23 protein-coding genes are annotated in these 24,254 nt (G+C 63.9%); all 23 read right to left on the bottom strand.

Annotated elements, in window-relative coordinates; translation table 11 throughout:
* Nucleotides 1-6 precede the first annotated feature (6 nt).
* The 23 genes from ACAX43_RS03225 to ACAX43_RS03115 all read right to left on the bottom strand — a co-directional run bounded on the left by ACAX43_RS03225 (nucleotide 7) and on the right by ACAX43_RS03115 (nucleotide 24,225).
* The gene (locus ACAX43_RS03225; protein WP_370706958.1) at nucleotides 7-1,005 is read right to left on the bottom strand and encodes an SDR family oxidoreductase; all 999 of its coding nucleotides are present in this window, start codon (nucleotides 1,003-1,005) and stop codon (nucleotides 7-9) included.
* Nucleotides 1,006-1,060: 55 nt separating this feature from the next.
* Nucleotides 1,061-2,401: a cytochrome c gene (locus ACAX43_RS03220; protein WP_370707098.1), complete on the bottom strand. Its 1,341-nt coding sequence runs from the start codon at nucleotides 2,399-2,401 to the stop codon at nucleotides 1,061-1,063.
* Nucleotides 2,402-2,406: 5 nt separating this feature from the next.
* Nucleotides 2,407-2,907, bottom strand: a complete 501-nt coding sequence (locus ACAX43_RS03215; RefSeq protein ID WP_370706957.1) for a hypothetical protein — start codon at nucleotides 2,905-2,907, stop codon at nucleotides 2,407-2,409.
* 10 nt (nucleotides 2,908-2,917) lie between these two features.
* Nucleotides 2,918-3,517, bottom strand: coding sequence for a heme-copper oxidase subunit III (locus ACAX43_RS03210; RefSeq protein ID WP_370706956.1), 600 nt, complete (start codon nucleotides 3,515-3,517; stop codon nucleotides 2,918-2,920).
* Nucleotides 3,510-5,501 carry a cytochrome c oxidase subunit I gene (ctaD, locus tag ACAX43_RS03205; protein WP_370706955.1) on the bottom strand — a complete coding sequence of 664 codons (1,992 nt, stop codon included), beginning with the start codon at nucleotides 5,499-5,501 and terminating at the stop codon, nucleotides 3,510-3,512. Before ctaD ends, ACAX43_RS03210 begins: the two co-directional genes overlap by 8 nt.
* A gap of 26 nt (nucleotides 5,502-5,527) precedes the next feature.
* A complete protein-coding gene (gene coxB / locus ACAX43_RS03200; protein ID WP_370706954.1) occupies nucleotides 5,528-6,553 on the bottom strand; it encodes a cytochrome c oxidase subunit II in 1,026 nt (341 codons plus the stop codon).
* Nucleotides 6,538-8,196, bottom strand: coding sequence for a GMC family oxidoreductase (locus ACAX43_RS03195; RefSeq protein ID WP_370706953.1), 1,659 nt, complete (start codon nucleotides 8,194-8,196; stop codon nucleotides 6,538-6,540). Before ACAX43_RS03195 ends, coxB begins: the two co-directional genes overlap by 16 nt.
* Nucleotides 8,186-8,851 (bottom strand): gluconate 2-dehydrogenase subunit 3 family protein, encoded by a 666-nt coding sequence (locus tag ACAX43_RS03190; RefSeq protein ID WP_370706952.1) that lies wholly within the window; start codon nucleotides 8,849-8,851, stop codon nucleotides 8,186-8,188. The genes ACAX43_RS03195 and ACAX43_RS03190 overlap by 11 nt, the downstream gene beginning before the upstream one ends.
* Nucleotides 8,844-9,794 (bottom strand): hypothetical protein, encoded by a 951-nt coding sequence (locus ACAX43_RS03185; protein WP_370706951.1) that lies wholly within the window; start codon nucleotides 9,792-9,794, stop codon nucleotides 8,844-8,846. Before ACAX43_RS03185 ends, ACAX43_RS03190 begins: the two co-directional genes overlap by 8 nt.
* Nucleotides 9,795-9,805: 11 nt before the next feature.
* A complete protein-coding gene (locus ACAX43_RS03180; RefSeq protein ID WP_370706950.1) occupies nucleotides 9,806-10,912 on the bottom strand; it encodes an enolase C-terminal domain-like protein in 1,107 nt (368 codons plus the stop codon).
* A gap of 4 nt (nucleotides 10,913-10,916) precedes the next feature.
* Entirely contained in the window at nucleotides 10,917-12,764 is a 1,848-nt protein-coding gene (locus ACAX43_RS03175) for a thiamine pyrophosphate-requiring protein (protein ID WP_370706949.1), read from the bottom strand.
* A 409-nt stretch (nucleotides 12,765-13,173) separates the two neighbouring features.
* Nucleotides 13,174-13,779, bottom strand: a complete 606-nt coding sequence (locus ACAX43_RS03170; RefSeq protein WP_370707097.1) for a type II secretion system protein — start codon at nucleotides 13,777-13,779, stop codon at nucleotides 13,174-13,176.
* A 62-nt stretch (nucleotides 13,780-13,841) separates the two neighbouring features.
* Complete coding sequence (locus ACAX43_RS03165) at nucleotides 13,842-14,231, bottom strand: type IV pilin protein (RefSeq protein WP_370706948.1); 390 nt, start codon at nucleotides 14,229-14,231, stop codon at nucleotides 13,842-13,844.
* 8 nt (nucleotides 14,232-14,239) lie between these two features.
* Complete coding sequence (locus tag ACAX43_RS03160; protein WP_370706947.1) at nucleotides 14,240-14,797, bottom strand: type II secretion system protein; 558 nt, start codon at nucleotides 14,795-14,797, stop codon at nucleotides 14,240-14,242.
* A 3-nt stretch (nucleotides 14,798-14,800) separates the two neighbouring features.
* A complete protein-coding gene (locus ACAX43_RS03155) occupies nucleotides 14,801-17,086 on the bottom strand; it encodes a secretin N-terminal domain-containing protein (RefSeq protein ID WP_370706946.1) in 2,286 nt (761 codons plus the stop codon).
* Complete coding sequence (locus ACAX43_RS03150) at nucleotides 17,083-18,009, bottom strand: hypothetical protein (protein WP_370706945.1); 927 nt, start codon at nucleotides 18,007-18,009, stop codon at nucleotides 17,083-17,085. Before ACAX43_RS03150 ends, ACAX43_RS03155 begins: the two co-directional genes overlap by 4 nt.
* Entirely contained in the window at nucleotides 18,006-18,578 is a 573-nt protein-coding gene (locus ACAX43_RS03145; RefSeq protein WP_370706944.1) for a hypothetical protein, read from the bottom strand. The genes ACAX43_RS03150 and ACAX43_RS03145 overlap by 4 nt, the downstream gene beginning before the upstream one ends.
* Nucleotides 18,575-19,105 carry a PilN domain-containing protein gene (locus ACAX43_RS03140; RefSeq protein WP_370706943.1) on the bottom strand — a complete coding sequence of 177 codons (531 nt, stop codon included), beginning with the start codon at nucleotides 19,103-19,105 and terminating at the stop codon, nucleotides 18,575-18,577. The genes ACAX43_RS03145 and ACAX43_RS03140 overlap by 4 nt, the downstream gene beginning before the upstream one ends.
* Nucleotides 19,102-19,971, bottom strand: a complete 870-nt coding sequence (locus ACAX43_RS03135) for a hypothetical protein (RefSeq protein ID WP_370706942.1) — start codon at nucleotides 19,969-19,971, stop codon at nucleotides 19,102-19,104. The genes ACAX43_RS03140 and ACAX43_RS03135 overlap by 4 nt, the downstream gene beginning before the upstream one ends.
* The gene (locus tag ACAX43_RS03130; RefSeq protein ID WP_370706941.1) at nucleotides 19,952-21,664 is read right to left on the bottom strand and encodes a GspE/PulE family protein; all 1,713 of its coding nucleotides are present in this window, start codon (nucleotides 21,662-21,664) and stop codon (nucleotides 19,952-19,954) included. The genes ACAX43_RS03135 and ACAX43_RS03130 overlap by 20 nt, the downstream gene beginning before the upstream one ends.
* A gap of 20 nt (nucleotides 21,665-21,684) precedes the next feature.
* Nucleotides 21,685-22,884, bottom strand: coding sequence for a type II secretion system F family protein (locus tag ACAX43_RS03125; RefSeq protein ID WP_370706940.1), 1,200 nt, complete (start codon nucleotides 22,882-22,884; stop codon nucleotides 21,685-21,687).
* Between the two features lie 26 nt (nucleotides 22,885-22,910).
* A complete protein-coding gene (gene gspG, locus ACAX43_RS03120; RefSeq protein WP_370707096.1) occupies nucleotides 22,911-23,360 on the bottom strand; it encodes a type II secretion system major pseudopilin GspG in 450 nt (149 codons plus the stop codon).
* 169 nt (nucleotides 23,361-23,529) lie between these two features.
* Nucleotides 23,530-24,225, bottom strand: a complete 696-nt coding sequence (locus ACAX43_RS03115) for a response regulator (protein WP_370706939.1) — start codon at nucleotides 24,223-24,225, stop codon at nucleotides 23,530-23,532.
* Between the last annotated feature and the right edge of the window lie 29 nt (nucleotides 24,226-24,254).

Genomic DNA, 24,254 nt, shown 5'->3' with positions numbered 1-24,254 from the left:
GCCAGCCTATCTGCGGCGAATCGCCAGCAGCGTCGCGATAAGACCGGTCGCCGCGCCGGCCAGCAACCAGTTGCGATTCTGGTCGAGCCACAACGCGGTACTCGATGCGCTTGCGCGGTCGCTGAACGGTCCGTGGGTCGCGTGCAAGCCGGGCACCGGATGCCAGAGATTCGAAGCCCGATCGCTGGCCACGGTGCGGTCCTGCATTTGCGCGCTATAACCGGCATGCGCAAGGTAACGGTCAAGCAGCCCCGCGATGAATTTGTTGGCCCAGATCGCCTTGATCGTGGACGAACCGACATAGAGTTCGCGGCGCCGGTGAGTCGCGGCCCATACGACCGCACGTGCAGCGACTTCTGGCTGATAGATCGGCGGCACGGGTTGCGGCGGGTGTGGCAGCAGGCACTCCGCCCACTCGAATTGCGGCGTGTTCAGCGCGGGCATCTGGACCATCGTCAGATGGACGCGGCTATGGTCATGCATCAGTTCACTACGCACGGAGTCCGTGAAGCCGCGGATCGCGTGCTTCGCGCCGCAATAGGGCGATTGCAACGGAATCGACCGGTAGGCAAGCGCCGAGCCGACCTGCACGATCGTGCCTCGGTTTCGCGGCCGCATCCGGCGTAACGCGGACATCGTGCCCCAGACGTAACCCAGATAGGTGACCTCTGTCGCGCGCCGATAATCGTCCGGCGAAATGTCATGCAGCGGCGCGAACACCGTCGTCATCGCGTTGTTCACCCAGACGTCTATCGCACCCAACTCCGCCTCCGCGCGCGTCGCGGCCGCCTCGACCGCGGCCGGGTCCGCGACGTCCAGCGCGATCACTATCGCTTGGCCGCCGAGTTCCTCCACCTCGCGGCGCACGTCGTCAAGCGCCGTTTCATCGCGGGCAATAAGGGCGATTTTTGCTCCATGCCGCGCGAATTCGTGGGCGCTCGCGCGGCCCACGCCGGCGCTCGCCCCAGTTATGACGACGGTCATGCCATTTCTGTTCGCTTTCATTTCTGCCTCATCTGTGCGGATAGCTTTTTCGACTGTGACGAATATCGCCCTGAATTCACTTCTTGAGCTTGCCGCGCAACACCGAGACGTCGCGGGTCGTAACCGGCGCTGCCCCGTTACCCCAGGTAGTCCGCACGAAGCTCAGCACACTGGCGATCTCGGTGTCGGTGAACTGGTTCGCGAACGCTGGCATCTTGCGATGGGTCGGCCCGTTCAGCGTCTGCGGACTACTGCCGCCCTGGAGGACGAGCCGGATCAGCGACGAGGTGTCGGACGCCAGCACGGCGGGATTGCCTGCCAGCGCCGGAAATTTTTCCGCTACGCCATGGCCGTCGGCCTGATGACACTTCGCGCAGAACGACATATAGAGCCCGGCGCCAGGACGTTCGACATCGCCCGTCTTCAGCGACACCGCCGTTTCCTGCGCCTTCTGCGAGTTCGGGGTATAAGCACCCGACTTTTGGCGCGCAGGGAGGCTCTTCAGATAGTGCGCGACCGCGTTCAGGTCATCGTCGTCGAAATATTGCGTGCTGTCCTCGACCACTTGCACCATGCTGCCGAACGTCACCACATGCACATCGGCGCCGTGGCCGGACTTGAGGAACGAAGCGATGTCGCGTGGCGACAGGCGCCCAAGTCCCGAACCCGGATCGCCGGTCAGGTTCGGCGCGAACCAGTGATCATTAGTGCCGCCTGTCAGGTACAGCCTCGACGACTCGTCATAGCCGCGCTCCTCAAAACCGGGGCCACGCGGCGTGTGACACGCTCCGCAGTGGCCGAGCGACTGCACGATATAGGCGCCCCGATTCCATTGCACGTCACGCTTGTCGTCCGGGGTGAAGCGCCCGTGCCGGACGAATGCGAAATCCCAGAAGGCCAGGCCCCAGCGCTGGCTGAAAGGGAACGGCAGTTTCGTTTCAGGCGGCCGGTGGCTGACCGGCTGCACGCCATGCATGAAGTACGCGTACAGCGCCCGCATGTCCGCGTCGCTGATCTTCGTAAACGACGCATAGGGCATGGCCGGGTAGAGCCGCTTGCCGCCGGGCGCCACGCCGTCGCGCAGCGCGTGCTCAAAGTCCGCATAGCTGTAGTGGCCTATGCCGGTTTGCGGGTCCGGTGTGATGTTGGTCGAATAGATCGTGCCGAAGGGCGAGCCCATCGCGAGGCCGCCTGCAAATGGCGCGCCCTGCTTCGGCACGGTATGGCAGCCGGCGCAGTCGCCGAGCTTCGCGAGATATTCGCCGCGCGAAATCAGCGCCGGGTCCGTCGGCGCAGCGGCGGTACTGGCATCAGGGGACCCTGCCTGCGCGAAGGTGTGTACAGACATGCCAAGTACGATCACCGTGATCGTTACGGCGAACATGGCGAAAACAGCGCGCCGCGAAATCCGGTTCATGTTGGTCATCGCCACGTGCTGCACGGTGAGACGAGCAGGACGGCCAACCCGGTCGCCACCAGCCCGACGAGAAAGAACAGGCTGAGTATGAGCCCTGACGTTGCCAGAAAACGGGTTCGTCCCGCGCTTGTGTCGGACACGGCCGACGCCGTATCCGGGCGCGCGTCGCGCGTCATGCGCCAGCCTCGCCACGCCACCCAGACACCTGCGATGCCGACCAGCAGCGCGACGATACTCATCACGTTCAGCGCCGACATCAGCCACGACCATTGAGGCGCCGCCAGCGCGGTCCGATGCGGGAAACACGCTTGCGCCGCGAGCGTCTCGCCGATTTCCGTCTGCAAGACCCACGCTGCGGCCGCGCCCAACAGGCCGAACAGCATCATCAGCGACCCGCCGCGCCGTCGATACGGCCCCCTGCGTCCGGACTTGTCGCCGGAGGCCGGCCGCGCTGCCGCCGGGGTCGGCTCCTCGGGCGCTTTCTGATAAATCACTGCGGCTAACATCGTCGCGCTCCTAGAAGAGAAATGGCGTGATATACAGCGTCGTGAAAATAAAGAGCCACACGACATCGACGAAATGCCAGTACAGGCCGCCGATTCTCAGCGCGGCACAACGCTTTTCATCGAAGTAACCCAACGCCGTCCAGATCAACAGGCACGACAGCACGATGAGTCCGACGAGCACGTGAATCACGTGAAAGCCGGTGATCGTGAAGTACAGCGACCCGTACAGATGCGTCGCGATACCGTACGGATGGTCATGCCACTCTTTCATCTGAATGCCGACGAAAACGATCCCCAGCACAATCGCAAACGCCATCGACGCAACCGCCCAGCGGATCCTGCGGCGGCGCACCATGCGCTCGCACAGCCACACGAACACGCTACTCGAGAGCAGCACGCAGGTATTGAGCGCGCCGATGCCGATCTTCGGCAGTCCTTCGGGTGGCCAATGCAGCTCGGTCTGCGAGCCGAGATACAGATACGAAAAAATCAGATAGCCGAAAAGCGACGCTTCGGTGGCGACCGTCGCCATCATGCCCCACCAGCCGCTCGATAACTTGCCCGCGCTGCCGACCGGAAGAACCGGCACGCTATCCGTCAGCTCACTCATGACCGGCTCCCACATCCTGCACGGTCTCCGGCTCCCGCTGTATCAGCAACCGCTCGGGCCAAAGCCAGAGCAGGATCGCCGCGCCGCATGCCGCCACCATGAAGCCCGCGAAGATCCAGGCGTGCAACAGCATGGCGACAAACAGCAATGCACTGAATAAACCGAGCAGGAACGGGGCATAAGAGTCTGTCGGCATCTTGAGGATGATGTCGGGTTTCGCATCGAGCGATGTCGTGCCAAGCGCCTCGCGGCCATGGTCAAGCAGGAACCCTTCATCGAGCTTTGAGCGAGCGCCCTCCCCGATCCGGTCTTCCCACAGCGGATTGCGGCTCGCCACGACGGGCACGACCGCGAAATTGTAGGGCGGGGGCGGCGACGGCACCGACCATTCGAGCGACGCGCCGTCCCAGGGATTGTCGCCGGCCGGCTTACCGCGCCGCAGGCTCACTGCCACGTCGATCAGAAAGATGAGAATGCCAAGGGCGAACACGAACGAGCCGATCGTCGTGATCATGTTGGTCGTATCCCATCCCATGTTCGCCGGGTAGGTATAGATTCGGCGCGGCATGCCCAGCAGACCTGAAATATGCATCGGGAAAAAGCCGACGTTAAAGCCGATAAAGGTGACCCAGAACGAGAGCTTGCCCAGCCGCTCACTGGTCATCCGGCCGGTGAACTTGGGAAACCAGTAATAGATGCCGCCGAGCACGGGAAATACGTTGATGCCGAGCAGCACGTAGTGCAGGTGCGCCACGACAAAATAGGTGTCGGTGAGTTGCCAGTCGAACGGCACCGCGGCTGTCATGACACCGGACACGCCGCCAATCACGAACATCAGCACGAAGCCCGCGAAAAACAGGAACGGTACGCGATATACCGGGCGACCCAGCCAGATCGTTGCAATCCACGCGAAGGTGGCAACCGCGCTCGGGATCGAGATGAGCGTGCTTGCGGCCCCAAAGAACGCCAGTGCGAGCGGCGCAATCCCTGTCGCGAACATGTGATGAATCCAGACCACGAAACCGATCATCATCGTGGCGACGGTGGAGATCGCCACGGGTGTATAGCCCACGAGCGGCCGGCGGCAAAAAGTCGGCAGCGCATCGGACACGATGCCCATCGCCGGCAACACGACGACGTACACCCACGGATGGGCGAAGATCCAGAACATGTGCTGCCATAACATCGGCCGGCCGCCGTTGGCGACATCGAAGAAGTGCGTGCCGACCTGGCGGTCGAGCCACAACATGAGAAACGCAAGACTGACCGAGGGCACCGCCACCAGGTTGGCCGCCGACGCAGTCAGCGTGCCCCACACCAGGATTGGCAGCCGGTCGATCGACATGCCTGGTGCGCGCATGCGCAGCAGCGTGACGACGAAGTTGACGGAGCCAACCGTTGTCGAGACACCGAGCAGCACCATGCCGAGCGCGTAGACGTCGACGTTCGGCCCGGTGCTGTATTCGAGACTCGAGAGCGGCACGTAATTGAACCAGCCGGCGTCGGGTGCCTGACCGAGCGGAAAGCTCGCATAGAGAAAGATGCCCGCGAAAAGGAAGACCCAGAATGAAAGCGCGTTAAGACGTGGAAATGCCATGTCGCGCGCGCCGAGCACGAGTGGCCACAGATAGTTCGAAAATCCCGACAGGACCGGCAGCGCATACAGGAAAATCATCGTGATGCCGTGCATCGTGAAGAGCTGGTTGTACTGCTCCGGCGACATCAGATGTGAGTTCGGCCGCGCAAGCTGTACGCGCATGACGAGCGCCTCGATGCCGCCCGCGATCAGAAAGATGAACGCGGTCACGATGTAGCGCATGCCGATCCGCTTATGGTCCACCGTCGACAGCCAGCCGCGCCAGCCAGGTTCGCTTTCCCATAGGTCGCGCAGACGCTGCTCGCGCTCCGAACCTTGCGGCATGCGGCCGACTTCCGGCCGGCGTGCGAGCCGTAGATCGGGTGGATTGGGTGCGAGGTCGGCCATGTTCTTCCTTGTCTGGTGGCGATGCACTAGTGGAGCGTAGCGAGATAGGCGGAGAGCGCAGCGGCATCCTGCGCGTTCAGCGTAAAGCCAGGCATCAGCGAATCCGGTTTGATCTGTTGTGCGTGCTGGACCCAGTCGAGCAGGTGCTCCGGGGTATTCGTCAACGTGCCCGCTGCAAGCTCCCGGCGCGAGTCCACATGCGTGAGGTCCGGCGCTTGCACACCCGCAGCCTCGCTGCCCCGTACCGTATGGCAGCCGGCGCAGCGATCCATGAAAATCTTCTGTCCGGTTCGCACCTGGCCGTCAGCCGGGGGCGCCGCCTGACGAATCTGCGCGTCGCGCCAGGCATCGAAATCCGCCTGCGGCTGCGCGACGACGTCGAACGCCATGTGTGCATGCTGGGCGCCGCAAAACTGTGTGCATTGACCACGATAGACACCTGGCGCATCCGCCTGGATCCATTGCGTGTTGACCTGCCCCGGAATCGCCTGGGTCTTGCCGGCAAGGCGCGGTACCCAGAACGCGTGAATCACGTCCGCACTTTTGAGTCCGATCTTGACCGGCACACCCACCGGGATGTGAATCTCGTTGGCCGTCACGAAATGATGGGCCGGATCGGAGTCGTCGCCGTAATCGATCTTCCACCACCAGTCGTACGCGGTGACGGTGATACTCAGGCCCGGTGCGGCCGAAGGTTGCGCGACCGCCTGCAAGGTGACGAGCGTGTAGAAGAGCGACACCAGCAATGCCAGCGTCGACACGCCGACGCCGATGTAGAGCCAGCCCATTCCACCTCCCTCCTTGCCCAACGCACGCGGCGCGGCCGCCGGACGACGCCGCACGAGCGCGCCTGCCAGCAGGACAGCAATGATGGCGACAACCGCGACGCACATTGCAGTGAGCCCCCAGCCAAGATGCATCGTGGGGGTCGCCGCGGGTCCGGCGGAATGCAGGAAATATTCGAGCGGCGCGTCGGCGTGCGCCAGCGGCGGCGCGAGAAGCGCCGTCAGAAGTGCAAGCTTGCACCTGCCCGAGATTAGCGCGAAGCGCACGACAGTTCCCCCCGCGCGGCGAGCGCTTCGATACGATCTGCGGTGCGGTAGGCGATCGCCTGAATCGTCAGCGACGGATTGACCCCACCGACGGTCGGAAACACGGAGCCATCGCAGATCCACAGATTGGGGATGTCCCAACTGCGGCAATCGCTATTGACCACACTCGTGCGCGGATCATCGCCCATACGCGCGGTACCGTTCAGATGGCAGGTATCGTTGTCCTGATTCCAGATTTCGCGTGCGCCCGCAGCTTGCAGGTGCTGGCCCATGAAGTCGAGCGCGTGTCTCACGAGGCGCGTGTCGTTGTCGCACAGCGAATACGTGACGCGGGCGACGGGCAAGCCGTACTGGTCTTTTTCGTCAGCGAGCGTGACGCGGTTTCGCTCCTGCGGCAGGGTCTCGCCGACAATCTTGAGCCCCACCTGATGGTTGTATTTCTCCATTTCATGAAGCAGCGCGTCGCCCCATAGGCCGCGACCGTTCTGCGTCGACGCCCAGGCGTTCGGAAGCGCCCCCTGGCTCATGTAGCAGTAGCCGCCGAAGAAATCCTTGCCCGTGTCGGTGTAGTTCCAGTGCTCGGTCATGGCGAGCGAGGGCGGCCCTTTGTACCAGCGGATTTCTTCGTCCATCACGCCCCAGGCCGCCTGGTTGGTTTGCACCATCAGGTTCTTGCCGACCAGTCCCGAACTGTTCGCGAGCCCGTCGGGGAACGCGGCGTTGGCGGACATCAGGAGCAGGCGCGGCGTCTCGATCGCATAGCCCGCGACCACCACATTGCGCGCCCGCTGAAACTGCCACACGCCTTCGCGCAGGTAGTGCACGCCGGTCGCGTGCCCGGCGTCGTCCGTCTCGATGCGGCCGACCATGGCCAGATCGCGGATCTCGGCACCCGCCTGCACGGCCCACGGAACCCAGGTCACCAGCGCGCTCTGCTTCGCATTCGTTGAACAGCCCGTCACGCAAAACCCGCGATAGACGCACTGATGGGATTCGCCTCGCGGCGCCGACACCGTGGCGAGCGGCGTCGGTGTCCAGTCGATGCCCATCGCCTCGGCGCCGCGCGCCAGCACCAGCGCTGCGGCGTTCAGCTCGTGAGCACGATAGGGGTAACGTGGACGCTTGGGTCCCCATGGGTAAGTCACGGGACCCGAGATTTTCAACGCGTCTTCGACCTGCGCGTAGTAGTGCCACATCTCACGCCAATCCAGCGGCCAATCCGCGCCGTAGCCGAGCGTCGTTCGCGCCTTGAACCATTCGGGGCGAAAGCGCAGCGACACCATCGCAAAGTGCACGGTGCTGCCGCCGACCGCCTTGCCGCTGTTATTGCTGCCAAGGCGCAGCGGCGTTTCACCATCGACGATGCGCTCGTCGGTCCAATAGACTTTCTCCTGATGCGTTTCGTCCGAGGCAAATTCTTCGAGCGGCCTCCACCAGGCGCCGGCGTCGAAGGCGACGACCGAGAAGCCCTTTTGCGCGAGCCGGCACGCCAGCGTGCCGCCGCCCGCCCCCGTGCCGACAATGACGAAATCGACGGCCTCGTTCTGCGGATACTCGCGCATCGGCAGCCACCCGCCGACACGGTGCACATCGGGCGCCCGGCCATCCTTGCCGCGAGGCGTATGCAGCGCGTCATCGAACACGTTCGTTCTCCTTGCGGGCCTGGTCTTCATGGCCAGGCGTGGCTTCGACCGCCTCCCAGGGGTCGCGTCTGCCCGCGACCAGCCGCACATAGCCGCGCGGACTCGCGGGACCGCCGAAACCGATCTCGCTCCACGAGGCAGGATGCGAGTAGTACGCGCCGCAAATGTCGTGCAGCACCCGATCCGCGAAGAACAGTTGCGGCGGCATATCGTGCCAGGCAGCATCGGTCAGCTCGCCCTTCTGCATTTTCGTAATCAGTGCGTCCTGCTCGCCGCAGTCGAGCTGATGAAACACGACGTTGTAACGGGCCTGCGATTCGACATCGAGTGCCGCGAGGCCCAACTGCCATGCGGCGCGAGTTGACGGCATCCGCGCATCGCGATAGCCGTCGCCCTGATCGCGCTCGAGGCGTGCATCGACGAGCGCCGCGACCGGCACGGGCGGCCGGTCGGCCGGCTGGGGCACGACGCGTCCGCACAGCGCGTCCAGTGTGCGCCACGCAGCCTCATCGAGAAACGTCGGCTCGCGCCGGGTCGCCAGCCGCGCGTCGACGACACGACGGGTCGTTTCGTCCCACGAGGGCGTATGTCGTTTGCGCAGTACGTCGTAGCCAGGATAACGCGCAGTGCGTGGGATATTCTTTTGATCAGTCATCAGCTTCCCCTTCCCTCAAACCAAGCGCCGCGAGACCCGCCAGCGCGAGCGCCGTGAAGCTTGGCGGCGCCGGAAGCGGTGGCCCGCTAAAGATGTTTTGTGACCAGTTGCGCCAGCCGCCCATATTGCGCGCGACGCCGAACGTATGAAACCCGACGCCCGCAAAGCCGAGCAGCGCGGTACACCGAAGCCACATCCGCGTGAACCAGCGCTCCGGCTGCGGCGGGGCGAGCGCGGCGTGGGCGAGCAGCGCGGCGGCCAGTGGCGGGATCGCAACCGGCGCGTACATGGCGGGGTTGTGAAACGCGCCCCTGAAATGCAGCAGCGCAGCTTCGCCGACCGTGCCGATCAATCCGATACTTGCGAGCAGCGCCAGCGCGCGGCCGGCAGGCATGCCGCCCAGGCGCGGATCGCGCGCAGGCTCGTCGCGCAGCCGCTCGGCAGCCGCGCCGAGTGCGCCAGAAAGCAGCATCGCGATCGGGGCGCCAATCGGCGCGGCGTAAAAGAGGTTGCCCCAGCCAAGTCCGCCGGGTCGTTTCAATATGTTGTACAGATGAAAACCGTTGCCGATAACACCGGTCGCCGCAGCCGTCAGATAGATTGCGTCACGTACACGGTGGGCAGCCGGGGTGCCGTCCATGCCACCATGCACGCCGGCGCCGAGCGACAGAAGCGACACGACAATCGGCGTATACATGGCACGGTTCTCGAACGAGCCGCGATAGTGTTCCATCCCACTGTCGGCCAGCACCGATAGCGCCAGCAGCGCAGAACTGCGGTTGAGCTTCCTGGCTGCGTCCAGATGCGCCGGGAACCCGGCATGGGTCACGCGCGGGCGCCGCGCCTGCCGCCGCGCGCCGCCTGTGCGAGTCACTGCAGCGGTTGCCGCCAGCGCAGCGGCCGCGCCCACGATTCCGAAGCCGATCATTTCCGCCTTTTGCATCGCCACTCCTTTCAATGGGCGCGATAGCGCTGCGCATCCGCATGTTTGAATTCGAGTCCACAACCCGGACGCGACAGGTCGGGGGTGATCACGCCGTCGTGCGGTATCGGTGCGCCGTCGAACAACATGCGCTCGATACGGACGTGGTCATGAAACCATTCCTGATGCCGCAAGCGCGGTACCGCGCACGCAACGTGCAAGTGCAACGCCGGCGCGCAGTGCGCGGACAGCGCGATGTGATGGACGTCCGCCAGATTCGCTGCCTGCATGAAGCCCGTGATGCCGCCGCACCGGCTTGCGTCGGCCTGCAACACGTCCACCGCACCGGCTTCGAGCATGCGGCGGAAATAGTCGGCGGTGTATCCGTATTCGCCCGCTGCAACCTCCATGTCGTGCGGTACCAGAGCACGCAATCGGCGCAGCCCTTCGAGATCGTCGGACGACACCGGCTCCTCGAACCAGCTGACCTGTTGTTCACCCAACACCGTGGCAAGGCCGGCGGCCTGCTTGACGTCAAGGGCGCCGTTCGCGTCGACGAAAAGGCCGCGCTCGCCAATCGCGGCACGCGCCACTTCGACCCGATGCGGATCACGCGCGGGATCCGAGCCGATTTTCATTTTCACCCAGCGACATCCGTCGTCGGCCACCCAGCGCGAGAACTGCTCGCGCAGGTCGTCGTCCGTATAGGTCGTAAAGCCGCCGCTGCCGTAGATCGGCACAGCGTCGCGCAACCGGCCGAGCAGTCGTGCCAGCGGCAAGTCGAGCAGCTTCGCCTTCAAGTCCCACAGCGCGCAGTCGGCCGCGGAGATTGCCATCGCGGCAAGCGCTTCCCGTCCGAGATTACGCACGCTGCGCTGCATCGCAAGCCATGCGCCGGGTATGTCGAACGCGTCGCGGTGTTCGACGGCTTTCGCCAGCATATGCTCGATGAGCGGCACCACGGACGCACTCGCATAGGTGTAGCCGAGGCCGGTCTTGCCGCCCGCGTCGACCTCGACGACCACCAGGGTCGTCGCGTTCCACGCGATGGTGCCGTCCGCCTCGGGCTTGTCGGTCGGAATGGTGTACGCCAGCGCCCGCATCCGTCCGAGCGGCGCGCCGGTTGAGTGAGCGGGCATCGCCTCAGCCCTTCTTCTCGTCGGACTTTTTGTCGGACTTCTCGTCGGACTCGTCGTGAGTCTTGTGGCCGTGCGGAAGCACGGCGCTGAACACCTGCTTCATCGCCCCCATCAGCATGCTGCCTTCCTGAGGGTCGCCCTTGATCAGCGTTTCCGCGAAGGCCTTCGCTTCCTTCAGTGAGATGTGCGGCGGCAACGGCGGCACGTTGGGGTCCGACTTCACTTCCAGCACCACAGGGCGGTCCGCTGCGAGCGCTTCTTCCCACGCCGCGCCGAGGCGCTCGGGATCGTCGACGTAAATGCCTTTCAGTCCGATCAGTTCCGCGAACTTGTGATACGGCACATTGGGAATTTGCTGCGATGCATTGAACTTGGGGTCGCCTTCCATCACGCGCTGTTCCCACGTCACCTGATTCAGATCCTCATTGTTCAGCACCATGCAGATCCAGTGCGGACTCGACCATTGCTTCCAGTACTTCGAAACCGTGATCAGTTCGGCCATGTTGTTCATCTGCATTGCACCGTCGCCGACGAGCGCGATCACCGGCCGGTCCGGATAGGCGAACTTCGCAGCGATTGCATACGGCACCGCCGCGCCCATCGACGCGAGGCCGCCGGATAGCGAACACATCATGCCGCGGCGAATCTTGAGATCACGCGCGTACCAGTTCGCGCACGAACCCGAATCGCTCGTAATGATGGCGCGTTCGGGCAGACGCGGTGAGAGCTCCCACATCACGCGCTGCGGATTCACGTTGGTTTCGGCTTTTTCCATCGCGCGCGCTTCGAGCGTCTTCCACCACTCGCTGACCCCGCCTTCGATCTTCTTGCGCCAGGCGCGGTCGGTTTTTTCCTGCAGCAGCGGCAGGAGCGCTTTCAACGTATCGACGCTGTCGCCGACCAGATTGACCTCCATCGGATAGCGCAGGCTCAGCATGTCCGCTTTCAGGTCGATCTGCACGCCGCGCGCCTGTCCTTCTTTCGGCAGGAATTCCGAATAGGGAAAACCGGAACCGATCATCAGCAACGTGTCGCACTCCGTCATCATGTCCCAGCTCGGCTTGGTGCCGAGCATGCCGATGGAGCCCGTGACCCACGGGAGTTCGTCAGGCAACGCCGCCTTGCCGAGAAGTGCCTTCGCGACGCCGGCGCCGAGCTTGTCCGCGATCGCGATGACTTCGTCGGTGGCGTGCAAGGCGCCCGCGCCGACCAGAATCGCAATCTTTTCGCCCGCGTTCAATAGGTCGGCCGCGCGACGCAGATCGTCATCCTTCGGCACGACCTTGGGTGCCGAGTAGCCAATACCCGAATGAATCGTGCCGTGCTGGCGCGGCGGGTCCTGATAAGCCTCGTCCTGGAGGTCGTTAGGGAGCACGATCGCCGTCACGCGTCGTTCGGACAACGCGACGCGAATCGCGCGGTCGACCAGATGCCGCACCTGAGGCGGCACGCTCGCCTGCTGGACGAACGCACCGGCCACGTCCTTGAACAGCGACGGCAGATCGAGCTCCTGCTGATAATGGCCGCCGAGCGATGCCCGCGCCTGCTGGCCGGCGATGGCAAGCACGGGCATGTGATCCATGCGCGCGTCGTACAGACCGGTGACGAGGTGGGACGCGCCTGGCCCCGAGGTCGCAAGACATACGCCAAGTTCTCCCGTGAACTTGGCGTGCGCCGAGGCCATGAAGGCAGCCATTTCTTCGTGCCGGACCTGAATGAACTCAATCTTTCCCTCGGCGCGGTTCAACGCGCCCAGGATGCCGTTGATTCCGTCGCCGGGGTAGCCGTAGATACGGCGGACGCCCCATTGGTGCAGTCGTTCGACAAGAAAATCGCTGACCGTCTGGCTCATCTCTCTTCTCCTGCTCGGCCCGTGGGCCAACTCGCAAGTGGTTGTCTACTCATATCAGCGTCGCCTGTTCCGATCTGAGCGCTCGGCATCGAAATAATGTCACAACGTGATGTATCGCAAAAACCTTGCCAGCGGGCCACCTTTCTGTGCGCGCGACGTCGCCCCCAATAGCAGCGGACCGCGCAGGCGAATTGCAAGGAGAACGACCCGCGGGCGAACTTGCAAGTGCAGTGTAAAACTGTCGAAAACATGTAAGTTCGACGTCACCGGCGGCGACTCGATCGGGCTGTGCAGGCATGCCACATGCTTGCCCCTGCTTCTGGTACGAAGCCAATTGTTCGACAGATGTCCCGGAGCCAAAGAATGAAAGAGGCGGACTAAGCGGAATCGGCGGCGGATAGCGCTCAGGTCAGCGCAAGCCGCCCACACTGCGCCCATTGAAACTGGGCAATGCGCTGTTCATCGGATTGAAGGTCGTTGCCGGTTTCGGCGGTGCCGAGAGCGCGTCGGTGTTCGTATAGTTGCGCACGACAGGCGGCAAATAGAAGAACTGCCAGCCGCCATAGGTCTTCTGGTTTTCGAAGTCCTCGTAACGCCTTGGGAACCCCGCGCGTTTGATCGGCAGAGCGGTTGAACTGCTATACACGCCGTATACGCGATCGCCCTGTCGCATGAAGACCCAATCGTTCTTGCCGGTAACCGGATCCGGATAGGCACGGCGCAAGTGATGCATTGGGGTCGGAAAACGCGAGTCGTCGAGCAGTTCATCGATCGACGCGGGAAGCGCCCGGCCGGCACGGTAATAGCGCAGAACCGCGAGCCGGTACTGGTCGCCCACAAACAGCAGTTGCCTCTCCTGTTCGCGCTGGCGCTCCAGCGACCAGACATCGAGGGCACCGGCCAAGGCGATCGACATCAGCATCAAGGCAATCAGAAGCGCCAGCAGAACCAGGCCGCTTTCGCGCGCCGTTGCCCGACGCGAGCGCGAGCGCAGCCGGTGTGTGGCAAGCCGCATTGTGCTTGAAGACGAACGCAGCGGCGAACGCACTGGCCAATGCACTGGCCGACGCACGTCGCTCATTGCCCCGCTCCCGCCTGATCTTTCGGCATCCCCTGTGGGCTGCTCGCCGGCGTGATGTCGTACACACCCGTCCTGCTTTCGTCCGGTGACGCCACCACGGCCCATTTATCGTCACCGTTGACGGGATCGACCGGAATCGCGCGCAGATAGTGCTTCGTCACCAGTTCGTCGAGCGTATCGGGGTACTGACCGTTGTCGCCGTAGTACTTGTCGATTGCGTCGCGCATCACCGCGACGTTCTGCTGACGCACCTGCTCCTTGCCGCGTTCTATGCTGTGCATGTAGCGCGGCAAGGCGACCGTCAGCAGCAATCCGATGATCGCCATCACGACCACCAGTTCGATCAATGTGAAGCCGTTAGCTTTGCGTGCGGGAACGGATGTCATGATGCGGCTCACCACTGTTTGTACGGAATGCCGTTGATGCCGACGCGATCCGTTTTCGACGACACATCGAAGACGTCTTTGCCGGCCCGGGCGTTGTCGGCCGGCGCGGCGTCCGCGCCGCCACCCTCGCCCGGATTCGGCGGCTCGCCGAACGCGCGCACGCTCCATGTATCCTCAGGCGCGATATCCGGATCGCCCGTAAAAAATGGATCGCGGGGCACGCGGCGAAGAAACATCAGCAGACTGCCTTTCGGATCTTTCGCGTTCTTCACGCCGGTCACCATCACGTTCAACGAGGGCGGATAGCCCGATGCATCCGCCTCCCGCTCGATCAGACCGGTATCGCTCGCTTCCTTGTAGGCGTCCAGCGCGGTGCGAATCTCACGCAGTGCCGCGCTCAATTGCTGTTCCTTCTGACGCTGCACCATCAGTTCCGAGAAGGGCATGATCGCGAGCGCCAGAATGCCCACCAGCGCCAGCGTGATGACCAGTTCGATCAACGTGAAACCGCGCTGGCCGGCGCGAGGCTGACCACGCGAACACCTTGCGCCGAGCCGGCCATCCATGGCTCAGTACCCGTTCTGAATCGGACGAAGCGGGTTGTCGCTCGGCATATCGCCAGGCGGCATCACGACGTTCGACGGTGGAAACGCGGGCGGCGGCGCCGGTGCCTGAGCGGGTGCCTGAGCAGGTGCCTGCGTGGGAGCCGCCGTTTGAGCCTGAGCCCCCGACGGCGCCGCGTTCGCTTCAGCCGCCGGTGCGGCCTCGGTCCCGCTCTGATCCGCTCCGGGCACCGGCACGGGTCCCGGCGGCGCCGCGGGCACGCTCGGCAGCGTGGAGAACCGGCCGCCGTATGGCGCGGGCGGCGGCGTCGTGCGCGGCGGCGGCGGCAGTTGCCCGAAGGAACTGGTGGACGGCACTGTGCCGGACGTTGCCGCAGCGGCGCGGGAATCGCGGGCGCCTGCAACCATGCCGCCGCCGACATTGCCCGGCGCCTGCACCGCCGGAAGCGGCATCTGAGCCACCTCGGCGCCCACCGGATCGAGCCGCAACTGATCGGCGTGCACGTTGACGTCCGTGCCCGACCACAACTCCTGCGTATCGGCATCGGCAGCAAGTTGCGGACGTACGATGTGCGGCGTGATCTGCAGCACGATCTCCGTCTTCACGTGATCCCCGTTGTGATCCGAGAACAGGCGCCCGAGCACGGGCAACTGGCCGAGGCCCGGCACCTTGTCGGCCGTTGTGCGGTCCTCATCCGATATCAGGCCGCCGAGAATCTGGCTCTCGCCATCGCGCAACCGCAGACTCGTCGACGCGCTGCGCGTGCCGATCTGATAGGCGAGCGACGTGAGACCGGTTTGCGAGTTGCTGCTGGAAATCGTCTTGGTGATGTTGCTGACTTCGAGGTTGAGCTTGATGCCCACGTCGCCGTCACGATAGACCTGCGGTTCCACTTCGAGCTTGATGCCGACATCGAGGTACTGAATCATCTGGGCGTATGACGGCCCGCTCGTGCTCGGTGTGCTCGAACTCGAAATCACCGGCACCTTGTCGCCGATGAGTATCCGCGCCTTTTCCTTGTTGCGCGTGCGAATGCGCGGGCTCGCCAGCAGGTTGGCATCGACATCGCTCAGTTTGAAGTTCGCCGTGGCCGACAGGCCGCTCACGTTCAATGCGTTGAGCGGCAGGTGATGCAACGCGCCCCACGTGTCCGCCGTAGACGGCGTCGCCACCGTGAATGAATTCGGCCATTGGATACCGAGATCGGTCATCCGGTCGTGCGACACTTCCAGAACCTGCACTTCCAGCATCACCTCCGGCTCCGGCAGATCCTGCGCCGCGATCATCTCCTCGGCAACGCGGATGGTATCCGGCGTGCCGCGGATCGTCACGGTATTCATGCGCTCGTCGACGACCACTTCCTTGATTTTCAGCAGGCTCTTCAACAGCGCCTGGACCTGTTTGGCCTCAAGGTTCGACAGCTGGAACGTGCGCACTTTCAGCTCCTGATATTCGAGCTGTTTCGCGGCGGTTGCCGGGTAGATGAAAAGGGTATTCGCGTTGAGCTGCTTCTTGTCGAGCTGGTTCTGCATCAGGATCATGTCCACCGTGTCCTGCAACGACGCATTGGTCACGAAGATCGTCGTCTTCAGATCGGCGCGCACATCTTTGTCGAAGATCACGTTCAGGCCTGACGTGCGCGACAAGGCTTCAAATACCATCCGCACGTTCGCATCGCGGAACTGCAGCGTCACCGGCCTGCGCATGATCGACGAAGTGGCGATGTTCTCTTCTTTCGCCGCGCGTTGCTGCTGGCGTTTCTCGTCGATTTCCTTCGCCATTTCCCGCGCCATCGCATTGGTCGGATTCTGCGTCAGCACACGGTGAATGCGTTCCGACGCCAGTGCGTATGAACCGCGCTGCATCATCCGGTCGGCCTCCTGCAGCGTGGTCAGATCGCGGCGGTCCCGATCGATCGCGGCGCCGACCTTGCGTCCGCGTTCACTGGTCGGATCGATCTGGCTCACGGCGTAGAGTTTCTGGACTGCGGCGTCGAATTGATAACTCTGGCGCAACTGGTCCGCTTCATCGAGCAGGGCGTCGACGCGTTGATTGCGATCGCGCAGATAGTTGATTTGCAATTCGGCGTTGGTCGGGTCGTCCTGGCGGGTCGGCGGATTAAGCATGCATCCGCTGAATGCGAGCACGCTCGCGATGCCCAGCAGCGAGAGCCTGCCCGCAGTCCAATTGAGAGGGGGACGATGGCCGCCAGAGATTCTCCCTGACGACAGGTGTGTCGACGAGCCGCCGTCTCCGTTGCGGCTGCCACCCCGGTTGCATGCGGCTTTCATTTATTTTCCTTCGCTTGCGTGGATAGCACCTGCTTCTCGTTCAGAGGCAGATAGGTCAGCACGACGTCGCTGTCCGAAATCGACTCGATGCGATACTGTCCATCGACAACCTCACCTGGCGCCACGATCAACAAGCGGTCGCCGCTGCTGAGGAACACCTGCGGTTTCGCCGCTTTTGCATCGAGTTGGCCGAGATAGACAAAGGGAAGCGGCGGCGCGGTGGGCGGCGCCACGGGCGCCGGCGCTGCGGGCGGCGCTTCCACGGGCGGCGGTGGCGGCGGCAGCCATGACGATGCGACGAACGGGTTGTTCGTGGATTCCAGCGATAGGGGTGCCCGCAGCGCTATTAGCTTGTCGCGCGGTGTCGGTGCCGGCTTGGCCGGTTTCGCTGATTTACCTGGAAGCAGTGAGTTTGCAGCGGTCGCTACGCTCACTGCGCTGGCCGCGTTCACCACACTCGCTGCGTTCACCGCGCTCGCCGCGTTCACCGCATTCACCGCGTTCACCGCGTTCACCGCGTTCACCGCGTTCACCGCGCTCGCCGCATTCACCGCGTTCACCGCGTTCACCGCGTTCACCGCGCTCGCCGCATTCACCGCGTTCGCCGCACTCGCCGCATTTACCGCACTCGCCGCATTTACCGCACTCGCCGCGTTCGCCGCACCGGCTCCGCTCACCTGACTCGCTACGTTCACCGCACCCGCAACATGCGGCGCGGAAGCCGGCACAGAGCCAACTGCAGGCAACACGCCCTCGCGATGCAAAGCGACCGTCCGCAGCCAGGCGCCGCCGCGATGCGCTCCGTGAATCGCAGCCACAACCGCCGGCGTCCGCAACACGGGTTTCAATTCACGCACACCCAGCCCCACAGCCGCGATCGCGCAGACCCCAAGCAAAGCGCGGCGAACGAGATCGATCTTCATGGCCGCGCTGCCCGGTAGATGAGTTCGAAACGTACGCGCGCTTCGAGCACGTTGCCATCCACGGCGGGACGCTCGACATGGATCTCGCGCAACGCCGCATTCGGTACGCTATTGAGCACCGACGCCAGAAAACGCCGGATTGCGCCGTATTGATCCTTGACGGGCAGCAGCATCTGATAGCGCACGAAATGCGCGCTGGAATCGTTCGTCACGAGATACTCGGCCGAGCCGAGCGTCAGATTGCTGTCGCGGGCCTGGGCGAGGATCGTCGCGATGTCGTCGGCACTCTGCGCGAAGCCAGGAAACAGCTCGGGCAACGTCTTGAGCGAGACCGTCTCGACGGCAACCGACCGTTCGATGGTCGCACGATGCCCCTTGGCGCTCCTTGACAGCGGGGCTGCATCACGCAGTTCGCGCGAGTCCGCAGGCGCCTCCATGCGCGGAATCGCCGCACCGATTACCACCGCCGCGCCCAATAGCAATGCGCCGAGAAGTCCAGGCAGCCCCAGGTTGCGCTGCAGTTCGAAACGCCAGGTGAGCAACCTGTCCTGCAACTGATCGCGGTTCATGACTTTCTCCAGACAGCGGTGATCTGGAAGCGCACGGGCGTGCCGGGGACGTTGGTTTCGATGATGTGATCGTTGAGCACGGCTTCGCGCAGCAGCACGCTCGCCTGCAGATAGCGCAGGTACGCGATCATCGCGTCGAAGTTTTTCGCTTCCGCGGTGATGCGGATCTGGCTTTGCGCGGGACTCTGATCGATGCCGATAAGCGCGACGTCGTGATCCGGGTAGTCCTCGACAATCGACAGCAGGTCTTGCCACGGCACGGTCAGCTCGCGCAACACCGCGAGACTCTGGCTCTCCGCTATCCTCGCTGCCGGTGTCTGCTGCACCGTGGCCGGATGTGATTTTGCAAACAACCGGTGCCGTTGCATTTCCTGTTCGGATTGCACGCGGTCGTTTTCATCGTAGGCATGCCAGAGCCGCTCGGCGCTCACCAACAGCAACAGGCTCGCGACACACAGCAGCGCCATGCCCGCGGGCGCGCCGTATCGGCGGCGACGGCCGAAATCGATCTGAAGGCGGGGCATCATCGCGCGGCCTCCATCAAACGATGCGCGACCGGCATATCCATTGCCGGCTGTGCGAGCTGCGTCGAAGAGAAGCGCCCTTCGAACGGCGCGAGGTCGAAGTCCACACCGTACAGGTAGATCCGGCAGTCTTCGCGCGTACCGGTCGTCCGGCCGGCGAGGCGTTCGAACGCCTGCTCGGCCCTTGCAGCGATTCGTTCGGCGTCGTTTGCGTCGCCAGGAAAGAGGCGCTGCGAGTCATACGCGACCCAGCGGTTCTCTTCCAGCAGTACCGCCTGCATCAACGTGTCCACAACGAATAACAGCATCACCGCACCCGGACCGGCGACCGTGTCCTGGACACGGTTCAGCATTTCCGGAAGGCACAACTTGAGACTGCGAATGTCGACGCCCGCGGCCGTGCCCGCATCGTGGATGCCATCATGCAGCGTGCGCGACATCGCGCTGGCAAAAACGGCACGGCCGTGACACTGCACCGAGAAACGCACCAGCACCGATGCGGCCTCGATCCCATGAAGATCGGCGAAATGAGCGAGCACGACGTCGTCGATTTCCCGCGCGCGCAGCGTACGAAAGTCGCCGCGCAACACCGCGTGGCTCGCCCAGAAATCGTCCAGCACGATGCGAGCGCTGCGCTTGACCCCAAGCTTCTGCCCGATCCGCTCAGGATCCACGGCTAACGCGATGTTCAACGCGTCGAGTACGCCTCTTTCGGTGAAGCATTGTTCGTCGGGAATGGCAATGCTCGCGGGTTCGACAGGCGCCGGAGGTTTGCCGCGCAGACGCATCCAGCGCGGCGTCGTTGCGCCCACAACCAGTTCGCGTGTACCGGCGCCGATGGCGAGCGGACTATTCAACCATGGTGACACGGTTGATCTCCTCGAGAGTTGTTTCGCCCCGCATCACGAGCGAGACCGCGGCCGTGCGCAGCGTTTGCATGCCGTACCGCAGCGCGGCCGCCTTGATGTGCCCGAGCGGTGCGCGTTCCGATAAAAGCTGCCGCAACTCGTCGTTCATGCGCAGCGCTTCGGCGATCGCACGCCGCCCGCGATAGCCGCTGCCGCGGCATGCCGCGCAGCCCGCACCGCGACGAAAACGGTAGCTGCCCGCCGTGTCGGGGTCGATGCCCGAACGGACCAGTGCGTCCGCATCGACCGTGTCGTCCATCACGCAGTCTGTGCAGCACTGACGCAAGAGACGCTGTGCGATCACCCCGTTCAACGCGGACACGAAGCTATACGGATCGACGTCCATATTCGTGAAGCGGCCGATCACGTCGAACACGTTGTTCGCGTGCACCGTCGTGAACACCTGGTGGCCTGTCAACGCGGCCTGCACGGCGATCTGCGCGGTTTCCGGATCGCGGATTTCACCCACCATGATCTTGTCGGGGTCGTGCCGCAGAATCGAGCGCAGCCCGCGTGCGAACGTGAGTCCCTTCGCTTCGTTGACAGGAATCTGCAGGATGTCGCCCAGTTGATATTCAACCGGGTCCTCGATCGTGACGATCTTTTCGAGGCCGTCGTTGATCTCGGTGAGAATGGCGTACAACGTCGTTGTTTTACCGCTGCCCGTCGGCCCCGTCACCAGCAGCATCCCATAGGGCATGGAGGCCACCGAGCGCATGAAACGCGTATCGTCGTGCTGAAACCCTAGCGCCTCCAGCGTCAGGCCGCCCGAGGCTTGCGAGAGTTGATAGCGGTCGAGAATCCGCAGCACCGCGTCTTCGCCGAACTGGTTCGGCATGATCGACACGCGAAAGTCGATCTCGCGGCCCGCATATACCGCCTTGAAGCGGCCATCCTGCGGCACGCGCCGCTCCGCGATGTCGAGTTCGGAAATGACCTTCACGCGCGACAGCACCTGGTCCGCGACATCGCGGCCTTCGGCCCTGCCGACCACGGTCAGCACGCCATCCACCCGGCACTTGATCATCAGTCCATTGGCGCGGCATTCGAGGTGAATGTCGCTCGCCATCATCTTCAACGCGTCGTAGATCGTGGAGTTGAGCAGCCGCACCACGGCGCTGTCGTCGCTGCTGATGCCTTGCAAGGTCAGGGCGAGCGAGGACGGGTCGGCTGTGTGCTGCACCTGATCGTCGAAGGCGAGCGAATCCATCGCGCGCACGTCTTTCTCGCGCACCGCGAGCCACGCGGTGAGATCGCCGACGCTCGCCAGCGCCCAGCTGTACGGCACGGTGGGCCGCGAGCGCATCCTGTGCTCCACCACACCCCGCGTGCGGGCGTCGAGTGGATCCGCGATCGCGAACAGCAGCGCGCCGTTTTGATCCGGCTGACGAAAGCACACGCACAAGCGGGTGGTGGCCTCGACGAACGGCAGCACATCGAAATCCGCTTCGAGCTGGTTGAGCTCCTGCATGCCGATCGATTTCATACGGAACTGCGCGGCGAGCTGCACGACCATCTCGTCGGCGCCCAACGACGCCTCGGCCATCAACTCTTCCAGCGCGCGAATGCCCGAGCCGTGCCGCTCGCCAAGCGCGCGCAGCGCGTCACGCAACGCGACGCTGGGGGTCTCCGGTGCCGCGCTGATCGTGTCCATGCGTTGTCTCCAAGGCCGGTCTACTGAATGCTCGATGCGATTTCGAAGATCGGCATGTACATCAGCACGACGATCCCGCCAATCACCACGCCGATGAAAATCATCATCGCGGGCTCGATCAGCCGCGAAATCAGATCGATCGTGCGCGACACCTGCGCCTCCTGGAAAGCAGCGATTCTGTCGAGAACGGGACCGAGGCCGCCGGTTTTCTCGGCGACGGTCAGCAGGCGGTAGGTAATGGCGCTGGCGAGGCCGGCTTGCTGGAACGCATCGGACATCCGGGCGCCGTTGCGCACCTGAAGCAGGGCGGCGGCGACGGCCGTTTGATCTGCCCGGCCGACCAGCCCGCTGGCGAGATCGAAGGCCCGCACGGCCGGAATGCCGCCGTCGACCAGCATGGCGGTCGTGCGAAAGAACTGCGACTGGCGAAACACGCGGAAGTGCAGGCCGATGCCGGGCAGCGCGAGCAGGCGGTCGGCGATCCAGTTGCGCACCGCAGGGCGGCGCAGCACGATCATCATCGTGACCGCGAGTACGGCGAGGCCGGCGGTGAGTTCCGTCCCGTGTGCATGCACCATGCCGCCCCACGCCATCAACAGTTGCGAGAGCAACGGCAATTCGCGGCCGCTATGCTCAAGCAGCGTGGCAAAGCGCGGCACGACGAAACCCAGCAGGAACAGCACGACGGCCGCACCCACGAGCAGCAGTACGGATGGGTAGATCGCCGCCGAGACCACCCGGCCGCGCAACTCGTGAAGCAAGGCGCTGTTGCGCGAGTAGCGCGTCAGGCTGTTCGCGAGACCGCCTGTCTGCTCGCTGGCTTTCACGCACGCCACGAGCACCGGCGGAAACACGTGGCTTGCGTGTTCGAGCGCCGCGGACAGCGACTGCCCTTCTTCGAGCTGCCGCAGCAGATCGCGATACACCACCGCCGACGCTTCACGGCGTTCGTTGCCGCCGAGCGTCCGCAACGCGTCGACCACCCCGACGCCGGCATCGAGCAGTGCGGCGAGTTCGCGCGCAAAGAGCTCGACGTTGAACCTGGCGCCAGGCATCGCCGACCAGCCAGCCCGGCGCCGACCTCGCGCATCCGCGCGTACCGACACCACGCGCAAGCCTCTTGCACGCGCGAGCGCCGTTGCAGTCGCAGAAGAATCGCAGTCGAGGCGAAGCGTCTGCACTGAGCCGCTGGTATCGAAGACGCGCAGCAGGTACTTCACGTCGATTCTCCTTGCTGACAGCCGTACTACCAGGACGTGACGTCCGTGTTCTCACCGGTGCCGCCGACCTGGTTGTCCTTGCCGAGCGAGAACAGGTCGTAGTCGCCATGCTCGCCGGGCGAGCGATACTGGTACGGGCGATCCCACGGATCCGGCGGCACTGCTTTCTGCAGATACGGGCCGCTCCAGTGCGATGCGTCCTGGGGTTTGGTCATGAGTGCCTGCAGACCTTCTTCGGTCGTCGGATAGGCGCCCATATCGAGCCGGTATTGATCGAGGGCCTTGCTCAGCGAGTCGACCTGCGCGCGTGCGATCTTGGTGTTCGACTTGCCGATCTGTTCGAAATAGCGCGGCGCGACGAGTCCCGCGAGCAGGCCGATGATCACCATGACCACGAGCAGTTCGAGCAGCGTGAAACCGCCGTTGCGTCGAAGTGCGTGTCGAACACGCGCACGGCATCTCGCGCTTGCGCGCACAGCGGGCCTGATCGGGAACCCATCATCGCTCACGTCGCTCCCCTTCTATCGACTCACCGCCCCGATATCACCGAGGCCGTTTTATGCATTCTTGTTCAGGTCGATACCGGCAAGAAGTAGGGAGACCCGTCCAAAGGGATGGGTAAAGACCCTCCAGTTCCTGCGTCGTTCACAGGAAGCGGGCGAGCTCGCCCGTCTGGTTCGGCAACGTGAGCACGCCCATGTCGAGCGCGACCCGCACGAGCCCCGTGACGTTCGTCACACCGAGCTTGCGCATCAGACTGGCTCGATGTTTTTCGATGGTTTTCGGACTGAGCTGCAGATACTCGCCGACCTGGCGGTTGGTGCGCCCCTGGGCGACCAGCCGCAGCACGGTGCGTTCGCGAAAGGTCAGGGTGTTCCATATCTGCGTCTGGTGCGAAACGCCCGGCAGCAGATCGGGCCATCCAGGGCGGTGGCGGTGGCGGTGGCCGTCGAACGCGGGATTACGTTTGCCCTGCATCACAAGGCGCATTTCGCCCACGAGTTCTTCGAACGACGCGTCCTTGATCACGTAGCCGTCGGCGCCCGCCGCGAGCGCTTCGCGCACGTGCTCGTCGCTGCAGTGAATCGTCAGCGCGATGATGCGAATCGGCGGCGCCTGATGCTTGATCACGGCGATGGCTTCGATGCCGCTCATGCACGGCATCGAAAGATCCATCAAGATCAGATCGGGCCTTAGCGTATCCGCGAGACTGCACGCCTCGAGGCCGTCGGTCGCCTCCCCGGCGATCATGTAATCGGGCAGAGAGGACACCATCGTGCAGAGGCCGCCGCGCAGAAGATGCTGGTCTTCCGCAATCAGAACGCGATACTTTTTCTCCACTTTGTTCGCTCCCGGCCGGAACCCGCGCG

This window comes from Paraburkholderia sp. IW21, assembly GCF_041321145.1.
Taxonomy (GTDB): domain Bacteria; phylum Pseudomonadota; class Gammaproteobacteria; order Burkholderiales; family Burkholderiaceae; genus Paraburkholderia.
The sequence above is the reverse complement of the archived record's forward strand: the minus strand, read 5'-3'. Positions and strand labels throughout refer to the sequence as shown.